Source organism: Pseudoalteromonas sp. R86517 (assembly GCF_042466295.1).
GTDB lineage: Bacteria > Pseudomonadota > Gammaproteobacteria > Enterobacterales > Alteromonadaceae > Pseudoalteromonas > Pseudoalteromonas atlantica.
On sequence record NZ_JAXHCB010000001.1, the window covers coordinates 3,212,174 to 3,232,500 of the forward strand.

19 protein-coding genes and 2 rRNA genes (1 of these 21 cut by a window edge) are annotated in these 20,327 nt (G+C 40.9%); 8 read left to right on the forward strand and 13 right to left on the reverse strand.

Features of this window, described 5'->3' with window-relative positions; genetic code table 11:
• Window positions 1-3: 3 nt before the first annotated feature.
• Both SJY38_RS14545 and SJY38_RS14550 read left to right on the forward strand, forming a co-directional pair.
• Complete coding sequence (locus tag SJY38_RS14545; RefSeq protein ID WP_377110039.1) at window positions 4-2,724, forward strand: ATP-binding protein; 2,721 nt, start codon at window positions 4-6, stop codon at window positions 2,722-2,724.
• A gap of 86 nt (window positions 2,725-2,810) precedes the next feature.
• On the forward strand, window positions 2,811-3,950 hold the full coding sequence (locus SJY38_RS14550; protein WP_286741071.1) for a GNAT family N-acetyltransferase: 1,140 nt from the start codon (window positions 2,811-2,813) through the stop codon (window positions 3,948-3,950).
• On the opposite strand, the gene SJY38_RS14555 is transcribed toward SJY38_RS14550, so the two are convergent.
• Entirely contained in the window at window positions 3,927-4,517 is a 591-nt protein-coding gene (locus SJY38_RS14555; protein ID WP_286741069.1) for a DUF938 domain-containing protein, read from the reverse strand. The genes SJY38_RS14550 and SJY38_RS14555 overlap by 24 nt on opposite strands.
• 200 nt (window positions 4,518-4,717) lie before the next feature.
• Between SJY38_RS14555 and SJY38_RS14560 the strand changes: the two genes are divergently transcribed.
• The 5 genes from SJY38_RS14560 to SJY38_RS14580 all read left to right on the forward strand — a co-directional run bounded on the left by SJY38_RS14560 (window position 4,718) and on the right by SJY38_RS14580 (window position 7,804).
• Complete coding sequence (locus tag SJY38_RS14560) at window positions 4,718-4,903, forward strand: hypothetical protein (protein ID WP_004589148.1); 186 nt, start codon at window positions 4,718-4,720, stop codon at window positions 4,901-4,903.
• A gap of 101 nt (window positions 4,904-5,004) precedes the next feature.
• Window positions 5,005-5,370 (forward strand): hypothetical protein, encoded by a 366-nt coding sequence (locus SJY38_RS14565; RefSeq protein ID WP_004589147.1) that lies wholly within the window; start codon window positions 5,005-5,007, stop codon window positions 5,368-5,370.
• A 10-nt stretch (window positions 5,371-5,380) separates the two neighbouring features.
• Complete coding sequence (locus SJY38_RS14570) at window positions 5,381-6,757, forward strand: lyase family protein (RefSeq protein WP_248533383.1); 1,377 nt, start codon at window positions 5,381-5,383, stop codon at window positions 6,755-6,757.
• Between the two features lie 68 nt (window positions 6,758-6,825).
• Window positions 6,826-7,389 carry a hypothetical protein gene (locus SJY38_RS14575; protein WP_377110043.1) on the forward strand — a complete coding sequence of 188 codons (564 nt, stop codon included), beginning with the start codon at window positions 6,826-6,828 and terminating at the stop codon, window positions 7,387-7,389.
• A gap of 10 nt (window positions 7,390-7,399) precedes the next feature.
• On the forward strand, window positions 7,400-7,804 hold the full coding sequence (locus tag SJY38_RS14580; RefSeq protein ID WP_029772226.1) for a hypothetical protein: 405 nt from the start codon (window positions 7,400-7,402) through the stop codon (window positions 7,802-7,804).
• A gap of 20 nt (window positions 7,805-7,824) precedes the next feature.
• On the opposite strand, the gene SJY38_RS14585 is transcribed toward SJY38_RS14580, so the two are convergent.
• From SJY38_RS14585 to SJY38_RS14620, 8 genes are all read right to left on the reverse strand, one after another.
• Window positions 7,825-8,010: a hypothetical protein gene (locus SJY38_RS14585; protein ID WP_004589143.1), complete on the reverse strand. Its 186-nt coding sequence runs from the start codon at window positions 8,008-8,010 to the stop codon at window positions 7,825-7,827.
• Between the two features lie 11 nt (window positions 8,011-8,021).
• Window positions 8,022-8,348, reverse strand: coding sequence for a hypothetical protein (locus SJY38_RS14590; protein WP_286741066.1), 327 nt, complete (start codon window positions 8,346-8,348; stop codon window positions 8,022-8,024).
• Complete coding sequence (locus SJY38_RS14595; protein WP_024032119.1) at window positions 8,345-8,983, reverse strand: DUF4178 domain-containing protein; 639 nt, start codon at window positions 8,981-8,983, stop codon at window positions 8,345-8,347. Before SJY38_RS14595 ends, SJY38_RS14590 begins: the two co-directional genes overlap by 4 nt.
• 73 nt (window positions 8,984-9,056) lie before the next feature.
• Window positions 9,057-9,749: a PspA/IM30 family protein gene (locus SJY38_RS14600; protein WP_004589140.1), complete on the reverse strand. Its 693-nt coding sequence runs from the start codon at window positions 9,747-9,749 to the stop codon at window positions 9,057-9,059.
• Window positions 9,750-9,773: 24 nt separating this feature from the next.
• Window positions 9,774-10,187, reverse strand: a complete 414-nt coding sequence (locus SJY38_RS14605) for a YjfI family protein (RefSeq protein ID WP_004589139.1) — start codon at window positions 10,185-10,187, stop codon at window positions 9,774-9,776.
• A gap of 80 nt (window positions 10,188-10,267) precedes the next feature.
• A complete protein-coding gene (locus tag SJY38_RS14610; protein WP_286741062.1) occupies window positions 10,268-11,989 on the reverse strand; it encodes a polyamine aminopropyltransferase in 1,722 nt (573 codons plus the stop codon).
• A 3-nt stretch (window positions 11,990-11,992) separates the two neighbouring features.
• On the reverse strand, window positions 11,993-12,892 hold the full coding sequence (locus tag SJY38_RS14615; protein WP_004589137.1) for a DUF350 domain-containing protein: 900 nt from the start codon (window positions 12,890-12,892) through the stop codon (window positions 11,993-11,995).
• Between the two features lie 22 nt (window positions 12,893-12,914).
• Window positions 12,915-13,847: a hypothetical protein gene (locus SJY38_RS14620; protein WP_004589136.1), complete on the reverse strand. Its 933-nt coding sequence runs from the start codon at window positions 13,845-13,847 to the stop codon at window positions 12,915-12,917.
• 260 nt (window positions 13,848-14,107) lie between these two features.
• Here SJY38_RS14620 and SJY38_RS14625 point away from each other — a divergent pair, with 260 nt between their 5' ends.
• Window positions 14,108-16,195, forward strand: a complete 2,088-nt coding sequence (locus SJY38_RS14625) for a bifunctional diguanylate cyclase/phosphodiesterase (protein WP_286741058.1) — start codon at window positions 14,108-14,110, stop codon at window positions 16,193-16,195.
• A 25-nt stretch (window positions 16,196-16,220) separates the two neighbouring features.
• Here the strand turns inward: SJY38_RS14625 and SJY38_RS14630 are convergent, their stop codons facing one another.
• The 4 genes from SJY38_RS14630 to SJY38_RS14645 all read right to left on the reverse strand — a co-directional run.
• Window positions 16,221-16,661: a hypothetical protein gene (locus SJY38_RS14630; protein ID WP_338128464.1), complete on the reverse strand. Its 441-nt coding sequence runs from the start codon at window positions 16,659-16,661 to the stop codon at window positions 16,221-16,223.
• A 23-nt stretch (window positions 16,662-16,684) separates the two neighbouring features.
• Complete coding sequence (locus SJY38_RS14635) at window positions 16,685-17,878, reverse strand: hypothetical protein (protein WP_286741054.1); 1,194 nt, start codon at window positions 17,876-17,878, stop codon at window positions 16,685-16,687.
• Window positions 17,879-18,338: 460 nt separating this feature from the next.
• Window positions 18,339-18,453, reverse strand: a 5S ribosomal RNA gene (gene rrf / locus SJY38_RS14640).
• 139 nt (window positions 18,454-18,592) lie between these two features.
• Window positions 18,593-20,327, reverse strand: a 23S ribosomal RNA gene (locus SJY38_RS14645); it runs 1,152 nt beyond the window's last position.

The following is a 20,327-nucleotide window of genomic DNA, read 5'->3' on the forward strand; positions in this document are numbered from 1 at the left end:
TATGTGAAAAATTTTAACTCAAAATATCATTCAGTTATCTTTTACATAATTTTTTCATTAGCGTACTTTTTAATTGGTATTTCACTCACTAAACTCGCCTTTAATACTCAAATTATCCCGGTATGGTTACCTGCAGGCATTGCCTTAGTTGGATGCTATATGTGGTGGTGGCGCTTCATTCCAGCGCTTTTTATAGCAGCCTTTGCTTTTAACTTTAATATTTTTGACAGCACAGCTCACGATATGGTGTTGGTTGGCAATACCTTCAGCCAAGCCATGTATATTGCTATTGGCATTGTATTGCAGGCAATGGTGGGGGCTGGTTTACTTAAATATTGGCTTGGACACCCGCTGTATTTTAAAAAACGCGCAAGTATCATTTATTTTATTTTTGTTGTGGGCATTGCGGTTAGTTTAATTTCAGCAAATTTTGGGGTTTTTGCGCTAAGCCAATTTAACTCTGCGTACGATATTAAAGATCATTGGCAAAATGTGTTATTTTGGTGGCTAGGAGACTCATTAGGCGTAATTATTGCCACTCCTCTGCTGTTGGTGCTTACTCAGTTTAAGGGGCAAAATAGGCCTATATCGCCGCTGCCTACGTTAGCGGTATGTAGTATTTTATTTGTATCTGTTGCAGTAACTACTCAGCTTTATAACCAAGAAAACAGACAAAATACCGTTAAAGTCGCCGAGCGAGAAGCTCACATTATTGAAAATAGCTTATATCGCTACATCAACCAAAGTTTAATAGCGGTGCAAAGCTTAGCCAGCCAAGTACAATCTAACCCAGATTTAAACCAACAAGACTTTTACGCCTACGCCAGCGAGTTACTGACGCAGCATTCGTTTATTAAAGCGCTTTCGTGGAATCAAAAAATAGCGCAAAGTGAGCGAGCTTCGTTTACCCAAGAAGTTGCCGATATATACCACCTAGACTTTGAAATTGTCGGGGAGCCCCTTGAGCCAGACGATCCTATGGTCATCGTTAAATACATTGCCCCTTTTAATGGCAACCAAAAAGCGGTTGGTTTTAATGTGTACTCAAACCCAGACAGAAAAGCATCGCTAGTAAACCCTGCAATTAGGTATCAGCCAGTCAGCACTAAAATTATTCAGTTAGTGCAAACAGCTGAGCCTGAGCCTGCCTATCTGCTATTTGCCCCCGTGTACGAACAACAACAGCAAAAAGCTATTATAAAGGGGTACGCAACAGGTGTGTTTTTAGTGCGTAATATTATTGAGCAAGCGATTAACGAGCAACAATCAGAGATGTTTTCTATTGCGCTCTATGAAGATGTAAATAAGCCCGCATTTTATAGTAACTACGGCAAAAGTTTAAATATCGCTCAGGGCAGCCGTGTTATGAAACTAAAGCTCAGCTTTGGTGGGCAAACATGGAATGCACATTTAGCCTTAAAAGAGAAATACCTTGCCCCCCATAATAACCAATTAACACTGTTTTTAATGGCCTTACAATTGGTGGTATGTGCCTTAATTTTAATTGTTTTACTGCTTTTTAATCAGCAACAAATTGCCCTTACCCGAAAAGTCGCAGAGCGCACCCATTCGCTTGCGCAAGCTAAAAAGCAATCTGACTTAGCTAATCAGGCTAAAAGCCGATTTTTAGCTAATATGAGCCATGAAATACGCACACCATTAAATGCTGTTATTGGCTTTTCATCATTAGCGCGCAAAGAAGACAACGCACACACTCTTATTGGTTACTTAGACAAAATAAACTCTTCATCTAAAAGCTTACTAAACCTGATTAACGACATACTTGATATTTCAAAAATTGAATCACATAAGCTTAAGCTAGAAAGCACAGCGTTTGACCTTCATGCAATTATAAAGCGTATTAACACAATGTTTGAAGCCAGTGCAGCCAATAAAGGCATTGGCTGGCAGGTTAGCAGTCATCTTCCGGTAGATACTTGGTATGTAGGCGACCCTTTACGCTTTGAGCAAGTAGTGCTAAACCTTTGCAGCAACGCGATAAAATTTACAGAGCAAGGCAAAGTAAATGTAGATTTTGGCGGAGAGTTTATCAGTACTGACAAAGTTAAAATAACCGTAACCGTTACAGATACGGGTATTGGCATAGAGCCCACCCAGCAGTCCAAGCTATTTAGTGCCTTTACCCAAGCCGACGACTCAACATCAAGGCGATACGGTGGCACAGGTCTGGGCTTAACTGTCGTAAAAGAACTCAGTAAATTAATGGGCGGTAACATCACATTACAGAGCGAACCAAACGTTGGCTCTACGTTTAAATTTGACGTTGAGCTTCGCACCAGCCCAGTACAAGAGCAAGCCGAGCTTGTATACTCGGGTACTAAATTGGCGGCTTTAAAAGTGCTAGTAGCAGAAGATAACCCGGTAAACCAAATGGTAATTAAAGCCATGCTAGGCTCATTAGGTATTGTTGCCCATATTGTCGAAAATGGTGAAGCGGCAGTAGATATAGCAAAAGAGCAACACTTTGACTTAATTTTAATGGACTGCCAAATGCCAATAATGGATGGTTACAGAGCCACCGCCCTAATTAGACAATTTAAAAGTGAGGTAGAGCTGCCTATTATTGCGCTGACCGCCGATGTTATGCCTGAGGATAAAGCCCATGCTCAAGCCGTTGGTTTTAATCAGCATCTTGCAAAACCGCTAGAACTGGTTAAGCTAACCGCGTGCTTAGCCCAATACGCCGAAATTGAAGAGCACTAATACAATAATGCGCTAAATAAATGCGCTTGTGTTAACTTAGTTTAAAACGCCACCACCCACTATAAAGCAGCCCAAGGTAAGCAGTAATGGCAACTTTTACCCACCAATGGTTTAGTGATATTAAACAGATAGACGTACACGAATGGACTCGATTATTCGGTAATGAACCTTTTACCCGCCATGCATTTTTATATGCATTAGAGCAAAGCCACTGTGTAAACAAAGAGACAGGCTGGCAGCCTCAGCACTTAGCGGTTTATGAAGCTGACAAATTAGTCGCACTCGCACCTGGGTATTTAAAAAGCCACTCTTACGGAGAGTATGTTTTTGATTGGGCATGGGCAGAAGCCTACGAGCAACACGGATTAGCCTATTACCCTAAATGGCTAAGCGGTGTACCTTTTAGCCCTATTGAAGGCCAGCGTATTGCCATTGCACATACGAATACACAAAGCGTATACGAGTACATAAAAAAGCAATTAAATTTAACCAGTGTGGAGCAAGGTTGGTCTGGCTGGCATGTTAACTTTTGCCCAAAGTTTCAAGCTCAAGCCCTGTGTACTGAGGATATAATGCAGCGCGTAGGCGTGCAGTTTCAATGGTTTAATAAAGGCTTTAAAACCTTTGACGATTTTTTAAATACACTCACCGCACGCAAACGAAAAACGCTAAAAAAAGAGCGAGCTAAAATAGCGCAGCAAAATATTTCCATTGAATGGCTGCAAGGCTCGCACCTAAGCCCTGAAACAATGCAGCTATTTTGTGAGTTTTATCAGCGTACTTATTTAAAACGTTCTGGGCATTTAGGGTATTTAAATATTGAGTTTTTTACTTTATTACAGGCACTAATGGGCGATCAGCTAATTATTATGCTTGCCAAAAAAGACAACAAAATAGTGGCAGCAACGCTAAGCTTACAAGGTGAAAACACCTTGTATGGCCGCTATTGGGGCGCCAGCGAAGAAATAGACTCCCTTCATTTTGAGCTGTGTTACTACCAAGGGATTGAGTTTGCGATTAAGCATAACTTACATTGCTTTCACTCCGGCGCTCAAGGTGAGCATAAAATACCTCGTGGGTTTGAGCCTGTTTTTACCTACTCTAGCCACTATATTGTTGAACCCGACTTTAGAGCAGCAATAAACGACTACCTAAAGCGAGAACGCCAGCATATGACAATTTATAAAACGCAGTGCGCTGATTTACTGCCGTTTAAAAACCAATAACTGATTGTTCGCTGGCATAGCTGTATCACTTATGAGTGTAAGGCCAGCATGCCTTGCTAATTGCTCTATGGCCTCAAAATCACGAATACCGCTAAATGGGTCACGCTGTGTTAAAAAGCGATCGAACTCTTCATTACTTGCACTTGTAAACTGCCCTTGGTATTTGAAAGGGCCATAAATACACACTACACCTTGGCTTACTAAGTGTGTTGTAACCCCTTTAAAAAATTGCTCAACCAACTGCCAACTTACAATATGAAACGTATTTGCTGTGTAAATGGCATCTACGTTATTTACCGGCCATGCATAATTCAAATCAAGCTCAAGAGGGCCGTGTAAATTAGTTAAATTTGCCTCCTTATGCCATAAACTTATGCCCTCATGGTTTATACGGCGATCACTTGTATACCACTGTAAATGCGGTAATTGCTCAGCAAAAAACACACTATGCTGCCCCGTACCCGAGCCTACTTCGAGTACCGATTTTGTCTTATTAAAAGCCGTTTTAAGCACCTCTAAAATAGGACCCTTATTGTTTTCACACGCTTGTGAGAAAGGTTTGATCATGACCTGCACCAATATTGAAACTTATTGCACAACATTAACGCAAAAAAATGGCACTGAACAATTAAAGTTTTATAGATAATTTATAAAAGTGAGTTAATTCATGGCACTAAAATAAAAATAAGACGATGGTATGTATTATGCTTTAATTAAATCAACCCTAAGTAGGGTGTATTACCAATATTAAATACGAGGATAAAATTATGCATACTCCCCCTTACACCGCTGTAGACGCTGTGGTCTCAGTGACAGAAAAAAGCACCGAAAAACCAAGCAGCACCTGTGATAGTAGAGCCACTGTAATCGACTTACTTTCTCACTGTAACCAAAATCAACAGGCGCTAAAAAAACATGAAACAGACCAAATATTCATTCTTGGCTATAATTGATACTCAATTAAACGCTGCAAATAATTTTTATAATAACTGTTTACACTGAAACCGATTAAATGTAATGATAACTATTATCGTTAACTTAAATCGGTTTTTTTATGTCTCCCTTTCAGGCATTACAGCCTTATCATCATGAACTTGCTTGTAACTGCTTACGCCCAGGCTTACATGCGCCTATGGTGGTAGCTCACTACATAGAAACCGCTTTAAACGTTGCTAAAAGCTTTGAAAAACAGCGTAACCCGTTACTACAAGAATTATATTTATTACGCACTCACCATGAAATTATCAATAAAATGTGCGACCCTCTAATACACAATGCCATTCGTAAGCAGTGCCTTGAGCAATTATATAAACCCTTATTGGCATTAAAACGCTTTTACTATGCACATAACGATACTGAAAAATTTTTAAAACTTGAGCGCGAAGCTCGCGTACTCAGTCACGAATTTAACCCTTTTTAAGGAGCGACTTATGAGCAATTTTAGAACCGAATCCGACAGCATGGGTGAATTACAGGTCCCTAGTGATGCGCTATACCAAGCGCAAACCCAGCGTGCAGTTAACAACTTTGCTATTAGCGGCTTAACTATGCCAAAACAGTTTGTAACAGCGCTTGCATACATTAAGCAAGCTGCAGCACAAAGTAACTTTGAGCTAAATCACTTAAGTAAAAGTAAAGCCAACGCTATTGAGCAAGCATGCCAACAAATTATTGATGGCGAGCATTACGAGCACTTCCCGGTTGATATTTTCCAAACTGGCTCAGGCACCAGCTCGAACATGAACGCTAATGAAGTTATCGCAACGCTTGCAACCCGCATTGGTAATGAGCCAATTCACCCCAACGATGATGTAAATATGGGGCAAAGCTCTAACGATGTGGTGCCTACAGCCATTGCACTAAGTAGTGCTATTAACGTGGTTTATGAATTACTGCCATCTCTTGAAAAACTATCGCAGAGTTTAGAGCAAAAAAAGGCAGACGTTGGCAAAATAGTTAAAACAGGCCGTACGCATTTAATGGATGCCATGCCCGTTACGTTTGAGCAAACGCTAAGCGCGTGGCAATCACAAGTAAATAATGCAGCCTCAGGCATTCGCCATAGCTTAGAGCGAGTATGTGAGCTTGCCCAAGGCGGGACAGCTGTTGGCACGGGCATTAATGCTGATGGCGAATTTGCCTCAAAGTTTGCTAAAAACTTAAGCGCAAATGTGGGTATAAGCTTTAAGCCAAGCAGTAACTTTTTTTACAATATTGGCTCGCAAGATGCCATTGTAGCGCTCTCAGGTCAGCTAAAAGTACTCGCTGTAGCGCAAATGAAAATAGCCAATGACTTACGCTGGATGAACTCAGGTCCACTTGCCGGGCTTGGCGAAATAGAGCTTGAAGCACTGCAACCAGGCTCATCGATTATGCCGGGTAAAGTAAACCCGGTGATCCCAGAAGCGGCAGCCATGGTAAGCGCTCAAGTTATAGGTAACGATGCAACCATCACTGTGGCAGGCCAAGCCGGTAATTTTGAGCTAAACGTAATGCTACCTGTTATTGCGCACAATATTTTACAAAGCATTGAGTTACTTGCTAATAGCGCCCAAGCATTGGCAGATAAAGCCATTGCGAGTTTTAAAGTAAACCAGCCCAATATTGATAAAGCACTGGCCAAAAATCCAATTTTAGTGACAGCGCTTAATCCGGTGATCGGTTACGAAAAAGCAGCCAAAATAGCTAAGCAAGCCTACAAAGAAGCCCGCCCAATTATTGATGTCGCAGAGCAAGAAACCGACCTTCCACGCAGTGAATTAGAAAAACTGCTTAACCCCACTAAACTTACCCAAGGCGGTTTATAAAGATAAATCTAAAACGGCTTTAATTACTTGATAATATAGTTTTTATTGCCGTTAAAAATGCACCGTGTATGATAGTGATGAATAATTCATCACTATCAAGGTTTGTTATGCGTACTCCACTGTTAGCCCTACTTTTACCACTTTGTTTAACTGCATGCCTCGAAACAACATCGCAAGATGCACCAACTAACTCGGTGAACGAGCTTAAAGAAGTACCGCATAAAGAAGTACCTCAACAAACCAGCAGTGAAAACAAGCACAAAAACCCTACTGATGCATCGCAACCCATAAAAACCGCTTTAAAAGCAGTATCACTTAACGACATTAAAACCGCAAAAAGCGAGCTTAATACGTTAATTGCCAATACACAGTGCGATACCTCTGCACAATGTAAGGTTATGCCTGTAGGAAGCAAAGCTTGCGGCGGACCAAGTGATTATGTTGTTTACTCAACAAAATCAGCTAAAGAGGGGCAAGTCAGTTCGCTTGCAAAGCAAATAACAACGCTTGAAAAAGCCTACAACATACAAAATGAAATGATGAGCACGTGCCAGCATTTAACTTCGCCAAGCACGCAGTGTGTTGAAAATAAATGTGTTAAACTTGAAGGTTCAGCGGTAAGTGTATTTTAAGGACAAGGTTATGAGTTGTTTACCATCAGCAATTAAATTATCAATTGTGAGTGTTGCCACCAGCGCTATGCTATTACTTAGCGGCTGTGCAAGCACATCATCAAGTACTGAGCAAAATCAGAATTTGTCTGACTTGAACTACGATCTTAATAACATTGTTAGTGATAATAGTTGCACCGCAAGCTTTCAATGTAAGGTACTCGAAGTAGGTGCACGAGCATGTGGTGGGCCAAGTAAGTATGTTGTGTATTCAACGCTTAATACCTCTCAAGAGCACGCCGAAGAAGTTGCCCAAAAAATTACACAACAACAAAAAGCGCAAAACAAAGCGCAAGGTTTAACCGATTGCTCACCGGTACTTGAGGTACAAACCCTGTGTATTAATCAGCAATGCCAGGCATTTGATATAAAATAGCGCAAACGCCAATTTCAGCGTTAACCTATAAAAGGTATTAACGCTGAAATAACCACCACCAACACCACACAAATTCCTGCTTTAACAATATATTTCATTGGCATTTCTTTTTTTACCCAGTACGCATAAATAAATCGCACAAAGTAACTTGCAGCTGTGCCAAATAAAGCAAAAATAATTAAGTAAGCAATTAAAATAATATTCATATAAATCTAAATTAACTACTTAGTGTTTTTTTAGTATGAGCAATTAATAACTCTGCTACTTGTTGCTTTACGGCTCGCTTATCATCACTTTGGACATTAAACCGCGTTGCAAGTTGGGCTATTTCATCATCGTTTAAATTAAACGATAGGCGCTGACGTGTTTTTTTAGACTTTACATCTAAGCCTAAAATTTTACGGATCATATCTGAGGGCGTAAGCTCTTGGTCAATGGCCTGCTTTTTTATCGACTTTTGTACTTCGCTGCTTAAATCAAATGCCATTTGTGTGGCACGCACGGCTTGCTCTTGACGTAACCACTTATCTTTAGCATCACTCACTTCGCATCTCCTGGAAACAAGTCGACTATATCGGTAATTGGGCGTGTTAGCGTTAGTGACACTTCGGTCTCACCGCCATCCCATATTTCAATATTTAAGCCATGCCCTTCGTCTGGCGATGCTAAGCAAATCATTTCACAAGGTTCGCCACCCTCTTGCTCATAGCGCGGTAATGACTGGCCACGAAAATCTTTGTTATGGAAATAGCACACATAAGGCGATTCACTTTGCTGATAGCTTTTAGCTAAAAACTGCATAAACTGCTCTGGCGTATTTTGTACCTGTATATGAGTTAACGACTCTTCATCAAAAATACGTGCAAATTCGTCTAGCCCAAATATTTGCTCTACGTCGTCACGCTGAATTTTGATTGAAAAATTAGCCCACTGCTCGCCATCATCTTGCTCAATTTGTAAAAATACCACCTGTCCGCTGTTCGTCTCTAGCACAAACTCAGTATCACTACTGTGCTGATATTGATAGGTTTGAATATCAATAACACGCAGCGTTTGCCCTTTTAACCACGACGGATACGCAAATGAATCGATAACGCTAAACATGTCACCTTTTTTAAGCTCACTTGCATGGTTAAGCTGACGTTCTGGCTCTTTTTTTGATTTGAAAAAATTAAACATAATGAGGCATCCCTTGAGCAAAAAAGGTAACTAAGCCACGCTTAATTACCTTTTATTATAAATGTACGAACTGTTAGCCGTTTTGCTTGGCTTTAATGCGCGCTAAAATATCGGCACTTTTTGGGCTTGTATCGCCAATACCGGCTTCAGCCATTTTTGCTTTTAAATCGTCGCCATTTGTATCTGACTCAAGCTCTTTTGCAGCGCCTAACTGGTCGCTACGATCTTGCTGGCGCTGTTTAATACGCTCAAGCGACTGACGGGCCGATGTCATAGACGAGCTATTGGTATTAAGCGTGCTGTTAACCGCCATTGTTGCTTGCTGTACGCTTTCTGTGGTTTTAACCATAGTAAGCTGACGCTGGTTTTCTTTAATCGACTTTTCAGCGTCTTTAACTTGTTGTTTAAGCGCTACAATATGATTGCTAAAACCTGCTAATACTTGCTCGTTTTCCGCTTTTTCAGCTTCAAAGTCGCCAATTTTTTCGGCAATTTCTAATGCTAAGGCTTCGTTGCCTTTTTCAAGTGCTTGGCCTGCATATGCTTCGTGCTCAGCAATTGATGCATCAACTGCGCTAATTTTACGCTTAGTTTGCATTTCTTTAGCCATTACTTCTGTAAGGCTCTTTTTAGCACGATTAAGTGCATTTTGCGCATCTGCTATTTCTTGTTCAAAAATACGAATGCCGTTTGCATCTACAATTGCTTCGCCCGCTTCACGCGCGCCGCCACGTACTGCTGTAAATAATTTTTTTAATATACTCATAATCTTAACTCCACTAACTAGTTACTAATCGTTTAAATACAAGGTCACGGCTTCTAGTGCGTCAATAGCGTTGTCAGCTAGTGTCACTAGTTCGTGGGTAATATCATCTAATGATGAATTTACCGACAGTGCACCAAAAATCGCGTATTTGTTATCGATTTTAGCAAATGCACTCAGTGGAATTGGCACGTTTAAACGTAGTAGTGTCTCGTTTAACTCGTTGCGTAATTCACTTTTTACTTCATCTTCGCCAAACAAGTAGCTAATACATAACAACTGCTCTTGTGTTTGCGTAACAAAAATTGGAAGTTCATCGTTTCCATCAACTATGACTTGTAAAACATCTTGCTCACCAGGGTTGGCAATCAAGAAAGACTCAAAGTTAGCGCCTTCTGTTTCAAAAGAAGCTAATTTTATTGAAAGTTCATTTAATTCCATGTCTCTGCCTTTTTGCTGTTTGACATATTATGTCTGAGTTAAGATTCGCATGGCCGACATATTATGTCAACTATGTTTTATTAATTTTTATACAATTCGCTTTCTATCTGCCACGCATTACGGTAGTAATCATATAGCTGGCCCGAACCTAACCTATTGACCTCAATACTTTTAACTTGTTCAAAATACTGGTTAGGAAATACAAAGCTGGCTAATAAATATTCTTTACTTACCCACCTTGATGGCACCGGCATAGCGCTTATATTTTTAATTCGCCCACTGGCTGGTTGACCCATTTTAGTGGCTATTGTCCACCCCCATTGCCCAAACGAAGGAATATTTTGCTGGTACTGCTCAACATAATCAAAACCCGCCGCTTTTACCGTTTTAGCAATACTTAAAAATGCTTTTTTGGCATGATAAGGCGAGGTAGACTGCACAGCCATTGCGCCATCGGAAGCTAACAATTGACGTACATGGTTATAAAAATAGTCGCTGTACATTTTGTTTAAATCGGGATGATTAGGGTCCGGCAAGTCAATTAAAATAGTGTCAAATTGCTTACCTTGATCAAGGAGCCTTTCAACCTCTAAAAACGCATCTCCCACAATAATATTGGCGCGTGGGTCTAACATCGATTGTTTATTTAGCGCTAATAACCGCTTACTTATAGACTCAGGCGCTGTAAAATCACCGTCTTTATGGCCAAATAAATTAAGCAGCTGTGCATCTAAGTCAATTAACGTTACGTCGCTCACTGGCCACTTTAAAACATCTCTAAGGGCAAGCCCGTCGCCACCACCAATAATTAATACGCTATCGTGCCGGTTTGATGCGAGCATTGCCGGATACACCAGCATTGAGTGGTATATTTGCTCATCAATACTCGAGAACTGTAAACGCCCATTTAAATACAAGTCGGTAATAGGCGCTGGCTGGTTTTTACTTAAGCGCTCGGTTAATACTACATGCTGGTATTTAGTTGCTTGTGAGTAAATAACTTTATCTTTATAAAGTACATTACTTAAGCTGTTCATCCAGCTACTTCCCATCACTAAAATAAACCCAAACAGTGCCAATAACACTATATGGCAAACTAGAAGTGCCTTAGCAAAGCGCACATGAGCATGGTAGCGCCATAAAAAGGCGAGCCCTGCCAGTATATTAAAAAGAGCAGTCCACGCTGCAGCTTGCATTATAGGCATCGCCAGCATAATGCTTACCCAAATAGCCGCACCAATACCCGCGCCAATATAATCGGCACCATAAATAGTGCCTGCATTGTTTTCTAAAAAACGCCCGTACACATGTTGGCGAATACGTGCAATAAGCGGTATTTCCATACCAATAAATAAACCCAGTACTAAACCAAACACATAAGGTAAAAAGCGTGACCACTCTTGCAGCTTTTGAAATACATAGCCATTGAGCACAACATCTGGAGGTAAATTAAAAATACTAGAAAACAAATGAGGAAGTGAATAACTTACAGCAATTACACCGGCTATTGCCAAAATACAGCCCATGCCAACCAGGGCAATAATACTTTCAAGCCAAGCAAAGGCGGTAAAGGCATCTTTAAACCAACGGGCTAAAAATGCGCCTAAGCCCATGGCAACTATCATTGTGCCAATCATGGCATAGATAGCACTCTCGACAGAGCCCAGTACCCGCCCTGCGTAATGCGAAAGTAAGTATTCATAAATAAGGCCGCACCCAGCGAGTACGGCCATAACAGTTATTAGTAAAATATCGTGCCCAAGTAAACGTGATTTACTTGGGCTAGTTGTAGTTGATGACACTGATTATGCGCCTAGTAAGGTTGCCATAGTAATACCGACAGCAAACGACACTGCAGCAGAAATAGCACCTACACCTACATTTTTCTGACGGTTAACTTCATCTGAAATATCACAACCTGATAAAATTATTTTGATGGTGATTAAATGCAAAATGATGAATGCCACTAAACTTACAATCGCGCTAATAGCCCAATAAAGCAGGCTAGCATTAATGTTGTCGGCCGCATACGGTGCAATACCTGATGCCGCAGTAATAGCTAAGGCACTTCCTACTAAAAAGCCTGCGTAGCGTATACCTACAGCTAAATTGCCATCAATAATGGCTTGTTGTAAACAATCACCGCTTTTATTGGTACGCTTAAATAATTGTACGCGGTATTGGCTTACAAGCAGTAGTGCAACACTGCCAATAATAAAGGCAGCAATAACGATAGGCAGCCCGTGCCAACCCTCTGTTGCTACCCATAAAAGTGCAGAGCGAATCACAATAGCCACACTCACTACATGACCAAAGTCGATAATAGAGGCTGTTACATTACCTTTTACAATTTCGTCGTGCAGGCTGACTTTACGAAGCGCGACCTTGTCTTGAAAAAAGTGGCCTAATTTAATCAGTACAATGGCTAATACACCATAGCCTAGCATTTGCAGGGCTTCTTGTTGTAACGACGCAGCAAAGGCGCCACTACTCACACCCGTTAATACAATGGCAAGTGCAACTAAGCCTGCCGCAAAGCTAATACCAAAAGCAAAGTTATCGCGTTCTGTTATTTCGTCATTTGCATGAAGGTTTGAAACCCAGCCCTTAATGTATTTCAGGCTTACAAATAACAACACGATAATTGCAAAATCAATCGCCAAAGCTTGTAGCGACCACGTAGTTATTCCATTAAATTCGTACATATTTCTAACTCCAACTTATTCTTTACTTACCACGGCTCACGCCACGAGAGGTTCTGCTACCGCTATTGCGTACCGATCCAGAGCTGTTGCTATAACTACTCGAACGCGAGTAACTACTGCGGCTTTTAGGCGGTGTATAACTACTGCGGCTTAAACCCGAGGCACCCGTTTTTTTGCTCGCATAAGGGCTAGTAAACTGTTTGCCTTGGCGTTGGTACGATTGACGCGTACGCGTTTCTAAAGCACTTTGCGTTTTAATTTGTTTAGGGCTTGAGTAACGATAGCGGCCGTAATCGTTGTAATAGCTATATTTACGGCGGCTGCTCCAACGTCCGTATTCAACACGGTCAAATACATCGCCTAAAATACGGTACATGCCATACCACTGCCAAAAGCTAATACCATTACTATTAGTTTGCCAGTTACCGTAATTAGGGTTGCCAACCAATTGATTACCCTCGCCTGCGCCCTCCGCTTCTTTACTAATAGCACCAACGCGCGCAAGGCTGCCCTTAGACATATCCGCTAGCATATTAATCGGGTCCGTTAACGCATCAGAAAACAGCGTAGGCTTAGCCGCCTCACGTAGTAAATCAATACTGTGTAGCGTATCTTCGTAAGGAGGGATTAAATAAGTGCCTTTAATATCTTTAAGTCGTTGTGTTAAACCACTGTAAAGGGCACCCTGCCTTGTAGCATCAAGGGTAATTACATCAACAACCTGACTAAGTTCTGGCTGTTGCTGTTTAAGGAGTTTGCCATATTCTTTAAGCAATACAGCATTACGTATAGTTCCATTATCAAGCGCGGTACCAAGCTGTGCAAGCTCAACATCTGCCTTTTTAATAGACTCTTGAATTGTTTGTTGTAGTTGCTCTTCTTTAGATTGACAACCCATAAGCACTGCAAACAAACAAAACAGGCTCATAAGTTTCCAAGCTTTTATATTCGACATTCATGTCACCTGATTTAATAAATAACCGCATTAGTCTTACACAGGTCACTTATTAAGCCAAGAATGAAATTGCAACAAAGTAAGTCTGCCTAAAATAAAATAACCAGCTATAGTTACTCTATGAATTTAAACACATTCTTTTACTTACAAATTTAGTAAGTAACATCAGCGCTACGCGTAAGCCTTCTATTAATAAATAACAACAATAAGTAATAACTCTTTTAGTGAAAGAGCATGACAGTAAGAAGGGATTTGGCTAAATGTTTCATAGTATTCGTAACAAATTTATTATTATTACGACTTGTCTAATCGTACTAAGCGCTAGTTTTGTTTTTTATTTAGCTATTAATGAGCACGAGGATTTATACCGCCAATCAGTTGAAGAAAACCTCGATGCTATGTCATCAAATATTTCAGATAATTTGTTACGTGTTATGTCGCAAGAGATAGATTTATTTTCTATTACAACTGAGCTTTTGGGGTTAGATAGGTACGAGCACATAAAGTTTGTAAATGTATTTGATAGTAATTGGCAGCTAATACAGTCCTACGTGCACCCTCATTACTTAAAGTTCGAGGATTTTTCTCCACAGTTACAAGGGATCAAACCACAAAGTTTGCCCCGTACCGTCAGTGTTACTAACCAAGGCTTAGTTGCCTTAAAAACAATTGGTGAGGAGCAGTTCCCTATAGGCTACCTATTAATTGTTCAGGATTTTAATAAGCCCCTCAATGAAAGCAAAGCGAGCTTATTTTATAGTGCAGCCCCTATCGTTATTTTTAGCATCGTGATCACCATCCTCATCTCTTTTTGGATATACCAACATTTATTAAGCCCGCTATTAAAACTTTCTAAATTCACACAAAAAGTAGAAAAAACAACTAACTATCAACTCCAATACCAGGGCTCAGGCAACGACGAAGTATCGCAACTTGGCAAAGATATTAATAACTTACTTAACACTATTAATGCCCAAGTGCTCACTAATCAAAAAAACACCGCACAACTATTAAAGCAAAAGCAATCAATGGAGCACTTAGCTAACTTCGATATATTAACTGGCTTACCTAATCGCATGTTTATTATGGGCTTACTAAAAGAAGAATTAACGCGCTGTAAAAATAATCATCAAGATATAGCAATTATGTTTTTTGACGTAGATAGCTTTAAAGGTGTTAACGATACACTTGGCCATGAAACGGGCGACCTACTTTTAAAGGCGGTAGCCAGTAATATCAAAAAGCACTTACGCGAAAACGATGTTATTGCACGCTTAGGGGGTGATGAGTTTTTAATAATGCTGCGTAATATAAATAATTACACCGACGTTATTAATATTGCGGAGCAAATTATCAGCTCAATGCAAACGCCTTTTACTATTAACCAGTGGGATATACCCACCGGGGTAAGTATTGGTATTGCCCACGCTAAAGAGGCCGAGTTTGATATTAATACGTTAATTAGTAATGCAGACATCGCAATGTATGCCTCAAAAGAAAAAGGTAAAGGGTCGTACACCGTTTTCCATAGAAAAATGTTAGAAAACAGCAAGCGAATGGCTCAAGTGGCTAATTTAATTAGTCATGCGATTACGCAAAATGAGTTTGAAGTTGTGTATCAGTTAAAAATAGCTGCCAATGGTGAGGCTAATGGCCTTGAAGCCCTTATTAGGTGGCAAAGTGAAGAGCTTGGCTTTATTTCACCAGGCGAATTTATACCCATTGCAGAGCAAGCAGGTAAAATAAAAGCAATCACGCAGTGGGTTGTCTCCAGGGTATTTCAAGATTTACCCACACTAAAGCAAACTATAGGTAACCATGTACTCGTTTCTTTAAACCTATCGAGCCATGACCTTAAAGATAATCACTTTATTGATGTTGTAAAAAATAAATTGGTTAAATACAACGTCGACATTGCAAATATCCAGTTTGAAATAACCGAATCAAGCTATCTCGATAATTTTGAAAACTCCAATGAATTCTTTAACCAAATAAAAAAAATGGGTGGGTCTATAGCCCTTGATGATTTTGGAACGGGTTATTCATCGCTAAGCTACCTTACAAAAATAGATATCGATACCATCAAAATTGACCGTATGTTCGTTAATCAATTTGACAGCTCAGAAAAGGATGCGGCTGTATTAAAGGCCATACTCGATTTAAGTAAGCGCCTAGGTTTAAAAGTATGTAGTGAGGGTATAGAAACAGCCAGCCAGGCTAACTACCTAATTAAAAATGGCAGTGATGAAATGCAAGGGTATTATTTTGCAAAGCCTGTAGCCATAGCACACATTCCAGCAGCTAAAGACCAAGCAAAAGAGGCATTTAAAGCGCTAACTTTAAAATAAGTCAGCGCTACTAGTTAACCATAAATTAAGGCGTTAGCGTTACAACAGTTAGCTCGTCCGGAATTTTTGTATCAGCAGGTAAATAAGCAACTGCATTTTCTTCTTTCAATAAATACGCAATAATTTCTTTAGTCGAGCTAAATTCTACGGGTGGCTTGCTACGCCCTGTAAATCTCATCTGAGCCCAATAAGCCTGAATTCTCGATTCGGTTAAGCCAACCAATTTCGTATTAAAGTCGATTCGTAACGGATTTCCGGCGGGTAAATTTACTGCTTTAAATTGACGACTCATCGCGCCGCCCATATAAATATGGCGAATTTGCTGCTTACTCAAAGCTAAGTTTTTATTGGCTGTATTAACAACAATGATCACTTTACTTGTGTGGCTATTATCCGCGTAGGCTTGTACGCTAATAAACAATAATGACCAAGTAAAAATACACAGCAGTATTATATGTCTAATCACGTAAGTTAACTTAGAGTACATCATCAAAATACCCAATCTAAGCCAATAAGGTAAAGATTCGTTTTTCTATTAAAGCTAACATCCTCAGGGATCACAAAAAAAGAATTACTAACCTCATCGCCCTCTAAAGCAGATACTTCCGCCTTTAATGCCAGATTAGGTAGCACATCCCATCGTATACCAAGTGTCCATGTTTTTAGTGAGTCGGGTGCCGACTCTGCAAACACGCTGTTATAAGCCTGTGCCAGCTGATCAAGCTCTACATTAGCACCAATAGGGATTTCATTCTGATTGGCATTAATTTCTACATCGCTGTCTGCAAAGGTTAAATGATAAGTAAAAGGTGCATTGTTATAGCCTACGGTTAAGTAATAGCTTCGTATAGTCGGAATTATATCTAACTGTGTTTTAATCTTTACCCATTCACCTCTAAAAAAATAATCTAAATTATCATAAATAACACCAAATTGATCTGCATGCGCACTGCCCTGCGTTGTCAGCGACGCCGCACTTTGGCTAAAATTAAAATTCTCTAAAACATCTTGTAGTTGGTTAATCGATTTAAGATCTAACGCTATGTTACCGTTATACCTTGAAGCCCTAAATTCTATATTTTCAATATTCAACTTCCCTATCACACCCACTAAATTATCCACCTCAAAACCTGTTTTAAAAGGGCCTATGCCAATACTTCCCGACTCTTCTCCATAGTACCCTTCAATACTGATATCAAAGTCATCTGAGCCAAATTTGTAAATAGCATCAATACCATTAAATGTTTTAAATAAGTACGTGTCGTATACTTGTTGTGGCGGATTGATCCATGGGTATGCAAACCCTACATCAGAGAAGTCGCTCATTGTAAAAAATGGGGTTCGCAGCTTACCGATTTTTATCTGTAGGTTTGTTGTGGGCGTATAAGTTAAATACAGCCATTCAAGTCCACTCTCACCAGATACCGTTGTGCTATCGGATCTAAATAACCCTTGTGCTGTCACTGACCAGTTTGTATTAAACTGATACTCAGCTTGAAGACCTATTAAACTTGATGGTGAAAAGTTAAGACTGTCATCGTAGCCTCTATATTCGACATCTTTTTCATCTAAATAACCACCAATAACACGTGCGTAGCCTGAAAAATCAAACTCATCCGATTTAGCCGGTAAATGGTGTAGGCTCACGATTAAAACGATTATCTGAAATATTTTATTTCGCATAGACACTCAGCAACTTAGATAAAAAAGCGCTGAATATTAAAAAGTAACGACATTTTATAATTCTGCAGAATAATTATTATGAGGTATAACTATAGTCAAAGTTAAAGAGTGTGGATCAAAATAGTCTGAACTAAAAGCTATTATTTTTATACATCTTAATAGATTAGTTAAGTAAAGAGACTTACTTGTACTGTAATACCAATTCGCTTAATTAAATGATCTATTTTGAGAGTGGAAAAACGTGTTGATAGCTAGGCTAAATGATTAAGTATTATTGCGTATTGGTATTACTACAAAGAGTTTGAGCTCTGTGTTGTGTTTTATCCGCGGGTTTCGTGATACTCAACCCACGCTACGGAGGTGGTGGAGACTGTGCGAATAATATCTGCAATGTATTTTTCACTTTTCTGTAGACGTAAAAAAGCCCGGCTCTTTCGAGTCGGGCTTTCTTGTATTTGGAGCCTGGCAATGTCCTACTTTCACATAGCAAATGCTACACTATCATCGGCGCTGTTTCGTTTCACTACTGAGTTCGGCATGGGGTCAGGTGGGTCCAAAACGCTATGGTTACCAAGCAAATTAGGGTGTCAGTCCGTTTTCACGTACCAACTAAATTTGGAAAATTCTGATAATATTTTTTAAGTCTAAGTATCTATCTACTTTAGCTATTAACTTCTGTCGCTTGTTTCTGTCACAAAACGCGTTTGGCGTTGTATGGTTAAGCCTCACGGGTAATTAGTACAAGTTAGCTTAATGGCTCACACCACTTCCACATCTTGCCTATCAACGTTGTAGTCTTCAACGGCCCTTCAGAGACTTTAAAAGTCTAGTGAGAAATCATCTCGAGGCCTGCTTCGCGCTTAGATGCTTTCAGCGCTTATCAGTTCCGAACGTAGCTACCGGGCAATGCCATTGGCATGACAACCCGAACACCAGCGGTTCGTTCACTCCGGTCCTCTCGTACTAGGAGCAACCCCTCTCAATTCTCAAACGCCCACGGCAGATAGGGACCGAACTGTCTCACGACGTTCTAAACCCAGCTCGCGTACCACTTTAAATGGCGAACAGCCATACCCTTGGGACCGACTTCAGCCCCAGGATGTGATGAGCCGACATCGAGGTGCCAAACACCGCCGTCGATATGAACTCTTGGGCGGTATCAGCCTGTTATCCCCGGAGTACCTTTTATCCGTTGAGCGATGGCCCTTCCATTCAGAACCACCGGATCACTATGACCTACTTTCGTACCTGCTCGACGTGTCTGTCTCGCAGTTAAGCTGGCTTCTACCATTACACTAACCGTACGATGTCCGACCGTACTTAGCCAACCTTCGTGCTCCTCCGTTACTCTTTGGGAGGAGACCGCCCCAGTCAAACTACCCACCAGGCACTGTCCGTAACCCCGATTCAGGGGCCAACGTTAGAACATCAAAACTACAAGGGTGGTATTTCAAGGACGACTCCACAACAACTAGCGTCGCTGCTTCAAAGTCTCCCACCTATCCTACACATGTAGGTTCAATGTTCAGTGCCAAGCTGTAGTAAAGGTTCACGGGGTCTTTCCGTCTAGCCGCGGGTACACAGCATCTTCACTGCGATTTCAATTTCACTGAGTCTCGGGTGGAGACAGCGTGGCCATGGTTACACCATTCGTGCAGGTCGGAACTTACCCGACAAGGAATTTCGCTACCTTAGGACCGTTATAGTTACGGCCGCCGTTTACCGGGGCTTCGATCAAGAGCTTCGTCCGAAAACTAACCCCATCAATTAACCTTCCGGCACCGGGCAGGTGTCACACCGTATACGTCATCTTGCGATTTTGCACAGTGCTGTGTTTTTAATAAACAGTCCCAGCCACCTGGTCACTGCGGCTCCCGTCCGCTTAGAGAGCAAGTCTCATCACAGATAGGAGCGTACCTTCTCCCGAAGTTACGGTACGATTTTGCCTAGTTCCTTCACCCGAGTTCTCTCAAGCGCCTTAGTATTCTCTACCTGACCACCTGTGTCGGTTTGGGGTACGATTCGGTATAATCTGAAGCTTAGAGGCTTTTCCTGGAAGTATGGCATCAGCAACTTCACACCCTTGGGTGCTCGTCTCGTGTCTCAGCCTAACAGCAACCCGGATTTACCTAAGTCGCTAGCCTACTCACTTTCACATGGACAACCATCGCCATGCTTGCTTAGCCTTCTCCGTCCCCCCATCGCAATTATACCAAGTACGGAAATATTAATCCGTTTCCCATCGACTACGCCTTTCGGCCTCGCCTTAGGGGTCGACTTACCCTACCCTGATTAACATGGGATAGGAACCCTTGGTCTTCCGGCGTGCGGGTTTTTCACCCGCATTATCGTTACTCATGTCAGCATTCGCACTTCTGATACGTCCAGCATACCTCCCGGTACACCTTCAACCGCTTACAGAACGCTCCCCTACCACTCATCTTAAGAT